We start from the raw sequence: 15,154 nt of genomic DNA on the forward strand, positions 1-15,154 counted from the left end.
GATGCAACTGCATCGACTGCGGCTGGTCAATTTTCGCCAGCATGAGCTGACCGAGATCGCCTTTGCCCGTGGCCTCACGGGGATCATCGGTGCCAACGGCGCCGGCAAGACGACGCTGCTCGAAGGGATCGCGTACGCGCTCTACGGTGTCGGAGCTGCCCGTGGCACCCGCGACACGCTCAAGCGCCGGGGTGCGCCGCCGCGCTCCCGCTTCGAGGTGGAACTCGAGTTCACGCTCGGCTTGCACCGTTTTCGCATCACCCGCGGGCTCACCGCCGCCGAGTTGCATCAGGACGGCGCGGTGATCGCCAACAGTACCGTGGCCGTCACGGAGCGGGTGCAGGTACTGCTCGGGATGTCGCGCGAGGAGTTCTTCAACACCTACTTCACCGGCCAGAAGGAACTGGCGGTGATGGCGGCGATGGGACCGACCGAGCGCGCGCAGTTTCTCTCGCGCGTGCTCGGTTACGAGCGTCTGCGCGACGCGCAGGATCGCCTGCGGGAACGACGCGCCGCGTTGCGCGCGGAACTCACCGGCATCGAGCAAGGACTCGTGGATCCCCAGGCACTCGCCGCCGAGGTCGCCGCCGCCATCGCGGCGGTGGCAACAGCCCATGCCGCACGAGAGCAGGCGCTGGCGGCCGAACAGGCGGCCACGCAGCGGCTGGCGGCCGTCGCGCCGGATTGGACGGTGACCGAGACGAAGCGGCAGGCCTGGCAGCGCATCGATGGCGAGCGTCGCGTCGCCGAGGGGAAGGTGGCCGCCGGACGCGCCCGCTTCGAAGCACTCGACCGCGAGCTGGTGACCGCCCTGCGTGCCCAGAGTCGCCTCGCAGAGCTGGCACCGGTGCTCGCCGAGTGGCAGCGGCTCACCGAGGAGCGGACCGGGCTGGAGCAGGCCGCGCTGGCCTACACCGCGCGATCGCGCGCCGTGGCACAACGAGACCAGGGCCGTCAGCGACTGGCGCAGATCGCTGCGCAACTCCTGCAACTCCCGACCGACGAGGCTATCACGGCGCTGGCGGCCGCGCGGGCGGAGATCCTCAACTCGCTGGAGCAGGGCGACAAGCAGCTCGAGGAGCGACGGACGCGCTGGACACAGGATGTGCAGGAAGCCCGGACCAAGCTCGAGGGCTATCGCGATCGCTATCGCGACCTGAAGGACCAACGGACGGCCGTGGAGGAGCGCGGGCCGGACGGGCCATGCCCCACATGCGGGCGCGCGCTCGGCAAGGACTTTGCCGGACTGCTGGAACTGCTCGGCCGACAGATGGAAGAGGTCGAGACCGACGGCCAGTACTTTCGGAAAAAGGCCGATCAGCTCGCAGAGGAGCCGGCCGAGGTCAAGGAACTCGAGGAACAACGTACGCGGCTCGAGAGCGAGTTCCGCGCGCGCACCGAAGCGCTCGGGCAGCTTCGTGAGGGGCTGAAGCAGCGTTCTGCGCTGGAGCGTGAAGAGACGACCCTGACCGCCGACCTCGCCCGATGGGAGGCCGAGCTCGCCGGGCCGGCCGCCGAATATGATCTCGCGCGCCATGACGCCGTGCGATCGCGCCTCGCTGAGCTCGAGCCATTGCGAAAGGAGGCCGATCTCCTTGCCGGCTCGGCCGCGCGCGCCGAGACGCTGGTGCATGACGCCGCGGTGGCGGAACAGCAGGCGACCGGCGCAGAAAGCCAACTCGCCACCCTGGACCAGTTGCTGGTGGAACTTGCATGGGATCCCGAGAGCCATGCCCAATTGGCGGAGCGCGTCCGCGACAGCGAAGCGGCACTCCAGGGGGCCCGGGTCTCGGTGGCGCGTGCCACGGCGGATCTGGCGGGCGCCGAGCGGATGCGCGACAGCGGACTGCAACGCCAGGCCGATCGTGCCGTCAAGGCCGAGACCGCGCAACGCCTCGGGATCGAGGTCACGATGCTGCAGGAACTCGATCGGGCGTTTGGCGATCTCCGCACCGAACTGAACCTGCAGATGCGCCCCGAACTTTCCGATCGCTCCTCGATGCTGCTGCGGGATCTGACGGCGGGCCGGTACGCCGATCTGGAACTTGATGAGAACTACGTGGCGACGATCGTCGAGGATGGCGAGGCCAAGCCGGTGATCTCCGGTGGCGAGGAGGATGTCGTCAACCTCGCCCTGCGACTCGCCCTCTCGCAGATGATTGCGGAACGTGCCGGGCAACCGCTCTCGCTGCTGGTTCTCGACGAGGTCTTCTCCTCGCTCGATGAGGAACGCCGCGCCAGCGTCCTCGACTTGTTGCGGGCGTTGGCGGATCGCTTCCCGCAGGTCATTCTCATCACCCACCTCGAGGGAATGCGTGATGCCTTCGATCAGGTCATCCGGATGAGCTACGATGTCGAGCGACGCGTGAGCACGGCGCGCGAGGAAGTTCTGGAGGCGGGCGATGTGGCGGCCTGACCGGACGGTGCGCGGGCCGGCACGAGCCACCATCGCCGACATCGAGGGGCTCAATCGGCTCTTCTCGGACGCCTTCACCGAGCGGTATCGCCGTGACGGCCTCTCGGGGGTGCGGGTCCCCTTCCTCAATCCGGGGATCTGGGAATACGCCATCGAGGATGCCGCCGAGGGCGCCCTGGTCTGGCGCGATGGCCGCGATGAACTCATCGCCTTCGCCATGGTGCATCGTTCGGGGAGCGAGGGGTGGATGGGGCCGCTGGCCGTGCGCCCTGATCGACAGGGACAGGGGCTCGGGCGGCAGGTGGTGCGGGCTGGCGTGGAGTGGCTGCAGGCGCAGGGGGTGCGGACGATCGGCCTCGAGACGATGCCCCGGACGATCGAGAACATCGGCTTCTATGCCGGGCTCGGCTTCCTCCCCGGGCACCTGACAATCACGCTGCAGCGTCGCGATCCGCGTCGGCGTGGTCCCTTGACGACGCGGCTCGGTGAGGTGGAATCGGCCCGGCGCACAGCCGTCCTCGCCGAGTGCCGTGCCCTTTCGTCACAGGTCGCTGCCGGCGTGGACTTCACGCGCGAGATGGTGCTGACCCTCGATCTGCGCCTCGGCGACGCCACCCTCCTGCGGAGTGCCGATGGCAGTCTGCGCGCCTTCGCGCTCTGGCACACCGCACCGCTCGCGCAGGGTCGGCCACCGGAAGAAGTGCGAGTGCTCAAATTGGTGGCGCCGGACACCGAGACGGCGGGCGAATTGCTCGCCGCGGTGGAACGGGAGGCCGCGGCAATCGGCCTGCCGGTGGTCTCGGTCCGCTGCCAGGGTGCGCAACAGGCACTCTTCGCCCTGCTGGTGGCCGAGGAATATCGCGTGCACTGGACCGACCTGCGATTGACCTACACCGGGCACGCGGAGCCGTCGGTGCAGGGTGTGTTGCTCTCGAACTGGGAGATCTGAGCGCCCGCTCAGGTGATGACGCTCGGCGCCTCGCGACCGGTGTGCTTGGCGATGTTGGTCACCGTCAACGCGGCGGCAATCACCGCTGCCAACTGGGTTTGCACGTCGTCCGTGGCCAGCGGCGTCCCGGTGCCGACCTGCTCCAAGTAGAGCCGAATGGTCGCACCGCGTGTGCCCGTGCCGGACAATCGGACCACGATGCGGGCATCACCGTCGAGCAGAAGGCGAATGCCCTGGGCCGTCGCGGTCGAGCCATCGACCGGGTCGGTGAAGGCGAAGTCGTCCGCCGCGAGAACGGTGCGTCCGGCGACCATCGTCCCCGCGAGCGTCGGCAACCGCTCGCGGAGTGATCCCATCACCGCCTCACCCGAGGCGGTACTGACGTCCTCGTAGTCGTGCCGTGAGTAGTAGTCGCGACCGAAGCGCTGCCAATGCCCCTCGAGGAGTTCGCGTACCGACTGCCCGGTCACGGCAAGGATGTTGAGCCAGCAGAGCACCGCCCACAGGCCGTCCTTCTCGCGCACGTGGGATGAACCGGTGCCGAAGCTCTCTTCGCCGCACAACGTGATGCGCCCCGCATCGAGCAACGAGCAGAAGAACTTCCAGCCGGTGGGCGTCTCATAGCAGGGAATCCCGAGCGCGGCGGCCACCCGATCGACCGCCCGCGACGTCGGCATCGAGCGCGCCACGCCGGACAGCCCGGTGGTGTAGCCGGGCAGCACCGGAAGATGTGCCGCGAGCACGGCCAGCGAATCCGACGGGGCGACGTAGGTGCCGCGGCCGAGGATCATGTTGCGGTCACCATCACCATCCGAGGCGGCGCCAAAATCGTATGCCCCCTGATGCATCACCACCTCGACCAGCTCGGCCGCGTGGACCAGGTTGGGATCGGGGTGCTCGCCGCCGAAGTCGGGCAGCGGGGTCCCGCGAATCACGCTGCCCGCTGGCGCACCGCAGCGTCGCTCGAGCAGTTCGACGGCGTAGGGCCCGGTCACGGCGTGCATGGCGTCGAAGCGCATGGTGAAGCCGCGGGCGAAGAGCGCGCGAATCGCCGCGACATCAACCAGCGATTCCATCAGCGTGGCATAGTCCGCCACCGGATCGACGACCTCGACGACCATCATGCCGAGGTGCTGCTCGCCGAGGCGGTCAATGACGATGTCGTCGTGCTCCACCATCGTGTATTCCCGCAGCGTCGTGGCGCGAGCGGCAATGGCGTCCGTGATGGCCGGCGGTGCGGGGCCACCATTCTCCCCGTTGTACTTGATGCCGAAGTCGCCGTCTGGTCCGCCGGGGTTGTGGGAGGCGGAAAGGATGATCCCGCCGACGGCGCCGCGCAGCCGGATGAGGTGCGATGCGGCCGGTGTGGAGAGCAAGCCACCCTGGCCGACGATGGCGCGCTCGACCCCCCAGGCCGCCGCGAGCTTGAGAATCTGCTGGACGGCCTCGCCGACGAAGGTGCGACCGTCGCCGCCGAGGACGATTGTTGCCCCGCGCCGGGGCACCGCCTCGGCCAGGATCGCCGCGGCGAACGAGGCGAGGTAATGGGGCTCGCGAAATTCGGTGGTCGGCCGTCGCAGCCCCGAGGTGCCGGGGGAGCGCCGGCCGAAGTCCGGGGCGACGTGGGTCACGAAGCGGGGAGCGAGCATCGGCGGTCCGGGTTGGGGAAAGGAACCCCCAATGAATAACCACCCCCTTGACGATGCGGCGGCGGGGTGGGTAACGTGCGGCATGACTCGCGCCGCGATGTTTTACGCCTTTGCCTTTACCGCCTACCTCACCGAGGGGGCCGGGCACCGGCGTTTGCGCTAGGACGACGCGCAGCACGAGTGATCCGGCGGCCCCCTCGGAATCCGAGGGGGCCGCTTCGTTTGTATCCCTGTCCCAGTCTCAGGAGTCCCGCATGACCCGCATTGCCTATCAGGGCGCCCCCGGCGCCTACAGCGAACTCGCCGCTCGCACCCTGTATCCCAAGGCTCGCCTGGTGCCGACCGCCGACTTTGCCGGGGTGGTGCGTGCGGTGGCGAGCGGCGTCGTCGACTTGGCGATTCTCCCGGTCCGGAACAGCGTGATCGGGCGCGTCGTCGAGGCGCAAGACGCCCTCGGCGCCGTGTCGGGTCTCACCGTGGTCAATCAGCTGACCTTGCCGGTGCGGCACTGCCTGATGGCGCTTCCCGGCGCCGACCTCGCGTCGCTCCGTTGGGTGGAAAGCCATCCCGCGGCGTTGGCGCAGTGTGCCCGATGGCTGTCGTCGCAACGGCTCACGCCGCGTGCCGTGGCCGACACGGCGGGGGCGGCCCAGGCGATCGCAACCGACCGGGACTACAGCCGCGCGGCGATCGCCGGTGTCGAGGCCGCGTCGCACTACGGCCTCGAGATCATCGCGGAAGGGATCGCCGACGCACCCGACAATCGCACCGATTTCGTGGTCGTCGCGGTCGCGGCGCGGGCGGCGGCATGACACTCCGACGGCTGATGGCACGGGCCCTTGGATTCCCCTCGGTGCGGGCCATTCGCGGCGCGATCACCGTGCCGACGGACGACGCCGAGGCGATCCGCGAGGCGGTGATCGAGCTGCTCGACGCAGTGCGGCGCGAGAATGCGCTCGCCGACCACGAGGTGATCAGCGCAATCTTCACCGCCACCGCCGACCTCTCGGCGGCGTTTCCCGCGGAGACTGCCCGAGCCGCCGGATGGCATCGGGTGCCGCTGTTGTGCACGTCGGAAATCGCCGTGCCGGGATCGATGCCACGTTGCCTGCGGCTGCTGGTGCATGTAGAGCGCGTGTGGGGGCGGCGCGAGGTGCGCCATGTCTATCTGCGGGATGCGACGCGGCTGCGGCCCGATCTGGTCGAGCCGGCCCTCGCGGTGCTCAGCGCCTGACCGGGGTCCCCGGCGAGAGGCGCACGATCCCGCGGATGATGCTGATGACGCCCGCGGCGAGCGCCAGGTGAATCAGCCCCGTGGTGGGCTGGAGGACGAACTGCAGGAAGCCCCAGAACGCGATGAGCAGCAGGCCGGCAGCGAGTTCGAACACGGAGGTGTCTCGGGGGTATGGGATTGTTGACGCCCTTCCGGCGCCATCGTATTATAACCGGTGGCCGGACGGTGGCGGGGAGCCAACGTTTCGAGCCAACAGGTCCGAGGATGGGCCCACATTCCAGGTCCGACGCCACGCCCCTTGGGGGAAGACGGACGACAGGGAGAGGGCGCCAAAAGTGTCTCCACGGGCTTCGAAATTATCCATCCCCGCCATCGTTCGACCATCCGGCGCCGCCTCCCCGAGGTAGCGCCGTTCGCATTTCCTCCCATGGACGCCCCATGCCGCACGCCACCGTGGTTCGCCGCGCGCACTTCAACGCCGCCCACCGGCTGCACAACCCGACCCGCTCCGACGAGTGGAACCGGGCCACCTTCGGGCCGTGCAACAACCCGAATTATCACGGTCACAATTACGAAGTGGAGCTCTGCGTCGCCGGTCCGATCGATGCCGACACCGGGTACGTGGTCGACGTCGGCCATCTGACCACGCTCTTCGACGCGCACGTGCACGCGCATCTGGACCACCGCAATCTCAATCTCGACGTCCCGTGGTTTGCCGATCGCCTGGCGTCGGCCGAGAACATTGCGGTCTACATCTGGGAGCAACTCGCGCCGCGCATTCCGGCCGGCCGCCTCGTGCGCGTCCGCCTCTGGGAGACGCCGCGCAACTACGTCGAGTACGAGGGGCCTGACGCATGAGTGAAGCCACGTCCCGACCACTTGCGCTGGTCACCGGCGCCTCGCGCGGCATCGGGGCGGCCACCGCGACGGCACTCGTCGGAGCGGGCTACCGGGTCATTCGCATGGCCCGGTCGCCGATGCCTCCGCTGGCGCACTGCCACGATGTCGCCGTCGACCTCGCCGACCACGCGGCACGCTCGGCTGCGCTGACGGCGCTCGTGCACGACCTCGGCATCCCCGACGTGGTGGTGAACAACGCCGGCTCCTTTCTCCTCGCGCCACTCGAGGAAAGCAGTGACGCGCTGCTCCGCGAGCAGCTCGCGATCAACCTCGAGGCGCCGTTCGCCGTGGCGCGCACCTTCCTCCCGGCGATGCGACTGCGCGGCCACGGGACCCATGTCCTCGTCGGCAGCATCGCCGATTGGCGCGCGTTCCCCGAGAACGCCGCCTACTCGGCCTCGAAGTTCGGCGCCCGCGGTCTGCACGAAGTGCTCCTCGAAGAGATGCGTGGCAGTGGCGTCCGCTGCACCCTCGTCTCGCCCGGACCGACCGACACCTCGATCTGGGACCCGATGGACCCCGACGCGCGCACCGACCTGCCCAGCCGCGCCGAGATGCTGCGTCCGAGCGACGTCGCCGATGCGATCCTCTACGCCGTGGCCGCACCGAGGCATGTGCAGGTGGAAGTGATTCGGCTCGGAGCGAATTAGCTGAATGGTGAACGGTGAACGGGACGCGGCCGATGGCCGCGCTTGGTGAGGAGTGAGGGGGGAACCGCGTCGCGAGATTGTCCCCGTTCACCGTTCACCGTTCACCCTTACCCCTCACCCCTCACCCCTCACCGTCATGCACATCGAACTCACCGACCATCTCCGCTGCCCCGAAGCCCACGACGAGGCGTTCCTCGTGCTGCTGCCCGGCCGCATGGACGGTCGTCGGGTGATGCGCGGCGAGCTCGGCTGCCCGATCTGCCAGTGGAGCACCACCTGGGACGACGGCGTGCCCGACTTCGGTGGTGGCGTGGCGTCGGTCGGTGATCCACCCTGCGACGCCACGGCCCTGGTTGCCATGCTGGGGATCGAGGGTGCCGGGGGATGGCTCGCGCTGGCCGGGACGATGGCCAGCCTGGCGGCCGAGGTGAGTGTCTTGCTGCCCGGTGTCGGTGTGGTGGCGATCAATCCACCCGACGACCTGCGCCCGGAGGGCGGTGTTCAGCTGTTGCGCAGCGGCCGATGGCCCCTCAAGCAGCACGCGCTGCGCGGCGTGGCCCTCGGCGAGGGCGCCGAGTCCTGGACCACGCAGGCACTGGGCAGCGTGCTGCCAGGGCTTCGCGGGGTTGGTGTGGGAAATGCTGCCGTGGGCGGGGTGGGGCGAGAGGTGCTGGCGGAAGCGGGCGGGCTGTGGGTCGTGCGCTGCGGCTGATTCCGGCTAGTCGTCGTCGGTGTACAGCGCCTCGATCTGGTCCTTGTTGTGCTCTTCGACCACGCGGCGCCGGATCGATTGCTTCGGCGTGAGTTCGCCCGCCTCGATCGTGAAGTCGTGGGCCAGGATGAGGAACTTCTTCGGGGTCTCGAACTGCGCCAGATCGCGGAAGCTCTTGCGCGCCTCGCGCGCCAACTTGTCCTGCACCTCCGGCATGGTGACGAGCTTCTCGGGAGGGAGCTTTGGCAAGCCCTTCACCGCGAGCCACGCGCCAAGCACGGAAAAGTTGGGCACCAGCAGCATGATCGGGAACTTCCGCTTGTCGCCCAGCATCACGGCGTTGGTGAAGAACTTGTTGGTCTTCAGCAGTCCTTCGATCGGTTGCGGAGCGATGTTCTTGCCGCCCGCGGTGACGATCAGGTCCTTCTTGCGATCGGTGATGCGCAGGCAGCCTTCGCTGTCGATCTCGCCGATGTCGCCGGTGTGGAACCATCGATCGTGGTCAATCGCCTCTTCGGTCGCGCCGGGGAGGTTGTAGTACCCCTGCATGACATGCGGACCGCGGGTGAGGATCTCGCCGTCGGAGGCGATCTTGATCTCGACGCCCGGGATCGGCCGTCCGACGGTTCCCGGCTTGTGCAGGGCGGGCGTGTTCACGGTGATCACGGGTGAGGTTTCGGTCAGGCCGTACCCCTCGTAGATCACCAGCTTCGCGGCGATGAAGAAGCGGCAGATTTCCGGATTGAGCGGCGCGCCCCCGGAGACCATCATCCGGATCCGGCCCCCGGTGCGGGCGCGCAGCTTCGAGAAGACCAGCGCGTCGGCGAGCTTCATGCCGAGCACCAGGCCCATGGGGACGCGGCGCCGGGCGAGGGCGTAGTCGAGGTACTTTTCACCCGTCGCTCGTGCCCACTCGAAGATCGCCCGCTTCGGGCCGCCGGCCGACATCGCGCCTTCGACGGCCCGGGCATAGATCTTCTCGTACAAGCGCGGCACCGACGCCAGGACGGTGGGTCGCACCTCGACCAATTCCGCAGCCACGGTTTCGTGCGACGTGGCATAACTGATCTGCACGCCGGCATACACCATCACGTAGTGGCCGACCATCCGCTCGAAGATGTGCGACAGCGGCAGGAAGGAGAGACACTCGTCATCTGCACGAATGTCGAGCACCGACAGGGACGACACCACATTGCTCGTGATGTTGCCGTGCGAGAGCATCACCCCTTTCGGGTTGCCCGTCGTACCGGAAGTGTAGATCAACGTGGCGAGGTCGCCCGGCAGGGCCAGGCGCGCCTCGGCTTCCCAGTCGTCGTAGCGGCTTTCAGCGGCGGCGCCACGGGCGAGGAATTCGGTGAACGACTCGACGCCCTCGGGGCGCGGGGCGTCGTCGAAGAGCACGATCTGCGTGAGCGCCGGCAACTCCGCCCGGATCTCCAGGATCTTGGCGAGTTGGACCAGCGACGACACGAACAGGACCCGCACCCCGGCGTCGTGCAGGATGTACTGCATCTGGCGGGCGGGGAGGGTCGGATAAATCGGCACATCGACGAGGCGGGCGGCGAGGCAGCCGAAATCGGTGATCGCCCATTCCGGGCGATTCTCCGACAGGATGCCGATCCGGTCGCCGGGCGCGAGCCCCAGCTCGCGAAGTGCGGCGTGGGCCGCCCGCACCTTGCCGTGCAGCGTCGGCCAACTCGTCGACTGCCAATGCCCGTCACGCTTGATCCGCATGACCACCGGCCGCTGTCCGAACCGCCGGGCGGCCTCGAAGAAGAGGTCGTTCAGCGTCGCCGGCGTCACGGGGTCGGCCTGCCGGTGCCCGTCACGGCCGGCAGCAAGGTGATACTGATCGGATCGGAGCGCAGCGTGCCGACGGCGGCCTGCACGCGCGCAGTGCCGGTGGCCGCCCGTCCCGAGAGGACGCCCGTCGTCGAGTCGAGCACGAGCAACGCGGTGTCGGCCGTGTACCAGCGAATGACCGAAGGCACCGAGTCGCCCTGCTGATTCAACGCGCGGGCACGGAGGGTGACCTGTTGGCCGAGGGGCAGCGGCACCGGACTCTGGGTGCGCACCTCGATGGCCACCACGCCGTCGCTGTCGGCGGGCAGGGCCGAACAGGCGGCGAGTGCTCCTCCGAGGAGCAGCGGGACGAGCACCCTCATGCCGTCACCTCGTCGCTCTCGCCGCCGTCGATCTCGGCGAGCGCCACGCGGGCATGGTCGACCCATCGGGCCATCTCCGGGTCGCGCGGTGGGCGCGAGAGGAATGCGCGCAGGTGTTCCGCCGCCCGCTCGAGGTCACCCCGACGTCGCAACAGAAACGCCAGCCCGTAGTGGGCACCGGCGAGGTCAGGCTGCAGTTCGAGGGCACGGCGGTAATGGCGGATGGCCTCTTCCTGACGCCCGGTGCGGGAGAGGGCGATGGCGATGTACTGGAGGACCTTCACATTGGCCGGCTCGTCCCGCAACGCCAGTTGGTACGAGGTGATGGCACCCTCGAAGTCGCCGTGGCGTTCGAGTGCGAGTCCCTCGTTCAGATAATCGAGGCGTTGGGGCTTGATCGACCCGCCGTCGCCGGCCAGGATCTTCTTCCACCAACTCACCGCGGGGGCCGCTTCGCAAGGGAAGGCATCCCGGTAACTTAGGCCGCGCCGACGGCCGGGGCAACGCACGTCCCCGGCGTCCCGCGACCGGTGTTAGCTTGGCCAGAGCGGTGTGCCTGCCGCGACACCTCCGGAGGATCCCGTGCCTCGTCCCCGTCCCACCCCTGCCCGCGACATCCTGGAAGTCGATTGGCCGTTCTTCGGGGAGCTCTGTCGCGCCCTCGCCCTGAAGGTTGCCCGCGCCTATCAGCCGGAGGTCGTCCTCGGCATCGCCAAGGCCGGGGTCATCCCGGCCGCGATTGTCGCGACCATCCTGCAGTGCGACTACGCCAGCATCACCATCGCGCGTGCCACACAGGACGCCGAGCCGGAATTGCTGATCGGCCCGCCCCCCTCGATCCGCGGCAAGCGGGTGCTGCTCGTGGACGAGACCTGCGACAGCGGCGACACGATGAAGCTCGCGCTCCATGCGGTGCGGGCCTCGCGACCCGCCGAGGTGCGCACCGCCGTCTCGTTCAGCACGGGGCGATGGGCCACCGACTTTCACGCCTTCGCGACGACGAAGGCGATCGTCCTGCCATGGGATCGGGAAGTGGTCGATGGGGGCGAGCTGGTGATGCGTCCCGACTTGCGGAGTTATCTGGAGGGCTGAACGTCAGGTCGCCAGCAGCGCCGCAGGAAGTTCCTCGGCGCTGAAGGCCTCATGCCATGGCCGGCCGGCGGCGAGGAGATCGTAGACGGACGCCAGGGTGGCGGCCGACCCGGCGAGAAAGCGGCAGGCCTCGGCGCCATGCGACCGACATTCCACCTCGAGGACCGCGATCGGCGCACCGCCCTGCGCGGTCAGGAAGGCGGCGAAACAGCCGCACGAGAAGTGGCAGGAGGGTCGATCTGCCGTGCCGGGCTCCGCTTCTGCCCAGTCTCCCGCCTCGAGCAGCAGCGCGCGATCACCGAGCGCCGTCGTCGAGAGCGACCCCCAGCCCAACCCCACACAGAGCTCGTCGAGCAGCGGCCCGAACCAGCGCAGGTCGAGTCGGCGCGCGTCGTCGAGCCCGGTGCGTTCGGCTACCCGATTGCGCCACCGCTCGGCGAGGGCCTCGCCAGAGGCAAAGCCCGCATCCTGCAGCATGTCCGCGGCCGCGGCCGGCACGGCATCGTGCAGGCGGCGGCGCAGACGGTGCAGCGAGGCGGGGGAGATGGTGAAGAGCGACATGGCGAGGCGAAGCTACGCGTCGGGGGTGAGCCGCCGCAAGAGCTCGGCCTCATCGATGATCGCGATTCCCAGCTGTTCGGCCTTTGTCTGCTTCTCGCCCGCGTCGGATCCGGCCACCACGAGGTCCGTCTTCTTGGAGACGCTGGACGTCACGGTGCCGCCCGCCGCCTCGATCCGCGCCGTCGCCTCGCCGCGTGACAGGGTCGGCAGCGCGCCGGTGAGGACCACGCGCAGGCCAGCCAGCGGACGGGGGCCAGCCGGTCCGTCCGGCGCCTCGTGGAGGGCCACGGAGGCCGCCTCGAGGTGGTCGAGCAGCGTGGCGCTGGTTGGGTCGGCGAGAAACGCGGCCACCGAGGTGGCGATCGTTGGACCGATCCCCTCGATCGCCTCGAGTTGCGCGGCGTCACTCTGCCGCAACGCCGCAAGCGAGCCGAAGGCGCGGGCGATGCTCTTCGCCGCCGCTGCCCCGACGTGTCGAATCCCCAACGCGACCAGCAGGGCGCGGAGCGGACGGCCCCTCGAGGCCGCGATGGCCTCGACGAGGGAATGCGCCGACTGCTCGGCGAAGCCGTCGAGCTGAAGCAGCGCATCCGGCGTCAGCCTGTACAGGTCGGCGGCGTCCGCCACCAACCCTGCCTCCAGCAACTGGCGCAGACGTTCGGGGCCGAGGCCGGTGATGTCCATCGCGCCGCGCGAGACGAAATGCACCAATCCCTCGTACGCCCGGCCAGGGCAACGGCTGTTGGGGCAGTAGCGATTGACCTCGCCCTCCGGCTTCACCAGCGCGGTATGGCAGATCGGGCAGTGCGTCGGGGCGGTCCAGGCGACCTCCTCGCCGGTTCGCTTGCTGCGGTCCGGCCCGAGGACCTTCGGAATCACCTCACCCGACCGGATCACCTCGACGATGTCGCCGATGCGCACGTCGCGCTGCGCGATGATCTCCTCGTTGTGGAGGGTCGCGCGCGACACGGTCGCGCCGCCAACCCGCACCGGCTCGAGGATCGCCGTCGGTGCGAGGGCGCCGGTGCGACCGATGTTCACCTCGATCGCGAGCAGCCGGGTGAAAGCGGATTCGGCCGGAAATTTTCGCGCGATCGCCCAGCGGGGCACCCGACCGCCAATCACGCCGAGCTCCTCCTGCAGGCGCAGCGCGTCGATCTTGATCACCAGGCCGTCGGCGTCGAAGGGCAGCGCGCGGATCCGCTCGCTCCAGTCGGCCACCGCGGCCTGGACGGCCGCGAGGTCGGAGAGGACGCTCCACCCAGGCGCAACCGGAAAGCCCCAGACGGCGAGCTGCTCCAGCGCCTCGTGGTGGTGCGTCGCCTGCCACCCCGGCGACAGGGGCACCACCTGATACGCAAAGAAGCGAAGGCGGCGGCGACGCGCTTCGGCGGGATCGAGTTGCCGGAGCGCGCCCGCGGCCGCGTTGCGCGGATTCTGCAGCAACTCCTGGCCGGCGGCCTCGCGCTGGCGGTTCACCGCCGCGAAGCCGCGACGGTCGATGTACACCTCGCCGCGCACTTCCATTCGTGCGGGCCAACCGTGCCCCTGCAGCGCCAGCGGGATGTCGCTGATTGCGCGGACGTTGCCGGTGATCTCCTCGCCTTCACTGCCGTCGCCTCGCGTGACGCCCCGCACCAGCACGCCATCCTCGTAGGTGAGCGAGAGTGCGGCACCATCGATCTTGACCTCGACGAGTATCGCCGCGGTCTGCACGCGCGAGTCCACCTTGGCGATCTTCTCGAACCAGGCGGCCAGTTCGTCGTCGGAGAAGGCGTTGTCGAGCGAGAGCATCGGCACCGCGTGTCGCGCCTTCGGGAGGAACGCCGCGACTTGCCCGCCGACGCGTCGCGTCGGCGAGTCCGCGCTCAGGAGCTCCGGATGCTCGGTCTCGAGGGCCTGCAGCCGACGAAAGAGGATGTCGTATTCCGCGTCGCTGATCTCGGGCGCATCAAGGTCGTAGTAGGCCCGATTGGCCCGCTGCAGTTGCGCACGCAGGCGGGCCACCTCCTCGGCGGGACGGAGTGCGGTCACGGCTTCAGGTGGGTGGCGACCCGCGCGGCGAGGGCGAGTGCCTGCCGCTTGTAGGTCGCGTCCATCGGCTCGACGGGCGGGAGCTGCGCGATCACGTCGAGTTGTGTCTTCGCCTCGCTCCACTTCTGGCGGTCGGCAAGGATCAGCGCGAGGTCGAGCCGGTGGTACACCCACTGCGGCCGCAGGTCGACGGCCACGCGCAGCAGACGCTCCGCTTCGTCCCAGGACGCCTCGTTGAAGATGGCCGCGCCCATGAAGTTCTTGGCGAAGAAACGCTCCAGCGAGGAGAGCCGCTGAATCTCGGCATGCCAACGCCCCAGCACGTGGTAGGCGCCGTCGTGCTTCGGGTCGATCTCGATGGCCCGGAGCGCCTCGGCGCGGATCTCGGCGGCTCGCTGGATCCGCTCCTTCTTGCTCTTGGTGAGCGAGGTGCGCCCGATGGCGTTGGCGAGGATGAAATGCCCGTCGGCCCCCTCGGGCTTCGCAGCCGTGGCCCGACGTGCGTAGCTTTCCGCCACGACGTAGAGGGAATCCCGGGCCGGGTCCCGCCGTTCCTCCGGAACCTGCTTCCCGATGTCGAGCAGAACGGCCGCCAGCCGCCAATTGGCCTCATAGGAGGCCGGTTCGAGCCGAACGGCTTCCTCGAGGTGACGGCGCGCCGTCTGGAAGTCGTGACCCTCCATCGCGCGCGTGCCGAGCATCAAGGCATCCTGCGCGACCGCGGTGGCGGGCACGCCGAGGCAGAGAAGGCTGACAAGACGGGCGATGTGCTGGTATCCCTGCATGACTCGG

16 protein-coding genes are annotated in these 15,154 nt (G+C 69.0%); 8 read left to right on the forward strand and 8 right to left on the reverse strand.

All coding sequences use genetic code 11. From position 1 onward, the window contains the following. Position 1: 1 nt before the first annotated feature. Both IPP98_13370 and IPP98_13375 read left to right on the forward strand, forming a co-directional pair. Complete coding sequence (locus IPP98_13370; protein ID MBL0180092.1) at positions 2 to 2,416, forward strand: SMC family ATPase; 2,415 nt, start codon at positions 2 to 4, stop codon at positions 2,414 to 2,416. After that, the gene (locus IPP98_13375) at positions 2,403 to 3,365 is read left to right on the forward strand and encodes a GNAT family N-acetyltransferase (GenBank protein MBL0180093.1); all 963 of its coding nucleotides are present in this window, start codon (positions 2,403 to 2,405) and stop codon (positions 3,363 to 3,365) included. The genes IPP98_13370 and IPP98_13375 overlap by 14 nt, the downstream gene beginning before the upstream one ends. An 8-nt stretch (positions 3,366 to 3,373) precedes the next feature. On the opposite strand, the gene IPP98_13380 is transcribed toward IPP98_13375, so the two are convergent. Further along, positions 3,374 to 5,014, reverse strand: coding sequence for an alpha-D-glucose phosphate-specific phosphoglucomutase (locus tag IPP98_13380; GenBank protein MBL0180094.1), 1,641 nt, complete (start codon positions 5,012 to 5,014; stop codon positions 3,374 to 3,376). Positions 5,015 to 5,268: 254 nt separating this feature from the next. Here IPP98_13380 and IPP98_13385 point away from each other — a divergent pair, with 254 nt between their 5' ends. Together IPP98_13385 and aroH are read left to right on the forward strand one after the other, a co-directional pair. After that, positions 5,269 to 5,826, forward strand: a complete 558-nt coding sequence (locus IPP98_13385) for a prephenate dehydratase (GenBank protein MBL0180095.1) — start codon at positions 5,269 to 5,271, stop codon at positions 5,824 to 5,826. A 14-nt stretch (positions 5,827 to 5,840) separates the two neighbouring features. Continuing rightward, entirely contained in the window at positions 5,841 to 6,248 is a 408-nt protein-coding gene (aroH, locus tag IPP98_13390; GenBank protein MBL0180096.1) for a chorismate mutase, read from the forward strand. Here aroH and IPP98_13395 read toward each other — a convergent pair. Then, positions 6,238 to 6,402, reverse strand: coding sequence for a hypothetical protein (locus IPP98_13395; GenBank protein MBL0180097.1), 165 nt, complete (start codon positions 6,400 to 6,402; stop codon positions 6,238 to 6,240). The genes aroH and IPP98_13395 overlap by 11 nt on opposite strands. A 284-nt stretch (positions 6,403 to 6,686) precedes the next feature. Here IPP98_13395 and IPP98_13400 point away from each other — a divergent pair, with 284 nt between their 5' ends. The 3 genes from IPP98_13400 (at position 6,687) to IPP98_13410 (ending at position 8,510) form a co-directional block, all read left to right on the forward strand. Further along, positions 6,687 to 7,106 carry a 6-carboxytetrahydropterin synthase gene (locus tag IPP98_13400; protein MBL0180098.1) on the forward strand — a complete coding sequence of 140 codons (420 nt, stop codon included), beginning with the start codon at positions 6,687 to 6,689 and terminating at the stop codon, positions 7,104 to 7,106. Further along, a complete protein-coding gene (locus IPP98_13405; GenBank protein MBL0180099.1) occupies positions 7,103 to 7,798 on the forward strand; it encodes an SDR family NAD(P)-dependent oxidoreductase in 696 nt (231 codons plus the stop codon). Before IPP98_13400 ends, IPP98_13405 begins: the two co-directional genes overlap by 4 nt. A gap of 136 nt (positions 7,799 to 7,934) precedes the next feature. Further along, a complete protein-coding gene (locus tag IPP98_13410) occupies positions 7,935 to 8,510 on the forward strand; it encodes a hypothetical protein (GenBank protein ID MBL0180100.1) in 576 nt (191 codons plus the stop codon). A gap of 6 nt (positions 8,511 to 8,516) precedes the next feature. Here the strand turns inward: IPP98_13410 and IPP98_13415 are convergent, their stop codons facing one another. The 3 genes from IPP98_13415 to IPP98_13425 are packed head-to-tail and all read right to left on the reverse strand — an operon-like array spanning position 8,517 to position 11,115. After that, positions 8,517 to 10,313, reverse strand: a complete 1,797-nt coding sequence (locus tag IPP98_13415) for a long-chain fatty acid--CoA ligase (protein MBL0180101.1) — start codon at positions 10,311 to 10,313, stop codon at positions 8,517 to 8,519. Next, positions 10,310 to 10,675: a hypothetical protein gene (locus IPP98_13420; GenBank protein MBL0180102.1), complete on the reverse strand. Its 366-nt coding sequence runs from the start codon at positions 10,673 to 10,675 to the stop codon at positions 10,310 to 10,312. Before IPP98_13420 ends, IPP98_13415 begins: the two co-directional genes overlap by 4 nt. Then, complete coding sequence (locus tag IPP98_13425; protein MBL0180103.1) at positions 10,672 to 11,115, reverse strand: tetratricopeptide repeat protein; 444 nt, start codon at positions 11,113 to 11,115, stop codon at positions 10,672 to 10,674. The genes IPP98_13420 and IPP98_13425 overlap by 4 nt, the downstream gene beginning before the upstream one ends. 142 nt (positions 11,116 to 11,257) lie before the next feature. Here IPP98_13425 and IPP98_13430 point away from each other — a divergent pair, with 142 nt between their 5' ends. After that, positions 11,258 to 11,767, forward strand: coding sequence for a hypothetical protein (locus IPP98_13430; protein ID MBL0180104.1), 510 nt, complete (start codon positions 11,258 to 11,260; stop codon positions 11,765 to 11,767). Between the two features lie 3 nt (positions 11,768 to 11,770). Here IPP98_13430 and IPP98_13435 read toward each other — a convergent pair whose 3' ends face one another. Genes IPP98_13435 through IPP98_13445 form a run of 3 tightly spaced genes read right to left on the reverse strand, consistent with a single transcriptional unit; the run spans position 11,771 to position 15,147 of the window. Next, positions 11,771 to 12,328 (reverse strand): hypothetical protein, encoded by a 558-nt coding sequence (locus IPP98_13435; protein MBL0180105.1) that lies wholly within the window; start codon positions 12,326 to 12,328, stop codon positions 11,771 to 11,773. Positions 12,329 to 12,340: 12 nt separating this feature from the next. Then, positions 12,341 to 14,362: an NAD-dependent DNA ligase LigA gene (ligA, locus tag IPP98_13440; GenBank protein ID MBL0180106.1), complete on the reverse strand. Its 2,022-nt coding sequence runs from the start codon at positions 14,360 to 14,362 to the stop codon at positions 12,341 to 12,343. Continuing rightward, positions 14,359 to 15,147 (reverse strand): hypothetical protein, encoded by a 789-nt coding sequence (locus tag IPP98_13445; GenBank protein MBL0180107.1) that lies wholly within the window; start codon positions 15,145 to 15,147, stop codon positions 14,359 to 14,361. Before IPP98_13445 ends, ligA begins: the two co-directional genes overlap by 4 nt. Positions 15,148 to 15,154: the final 7 nt, after the last annotated feature.

The organism is Gemmatimonadota bacterium (assembly GCA_016720805.1).
Classification (GTDB): domain Bacteria; phylum Gemmatimonadota; class Gemmatimonadetes; order Gemmatimonadales; family GWC2-71-9; genus Palsa-1233.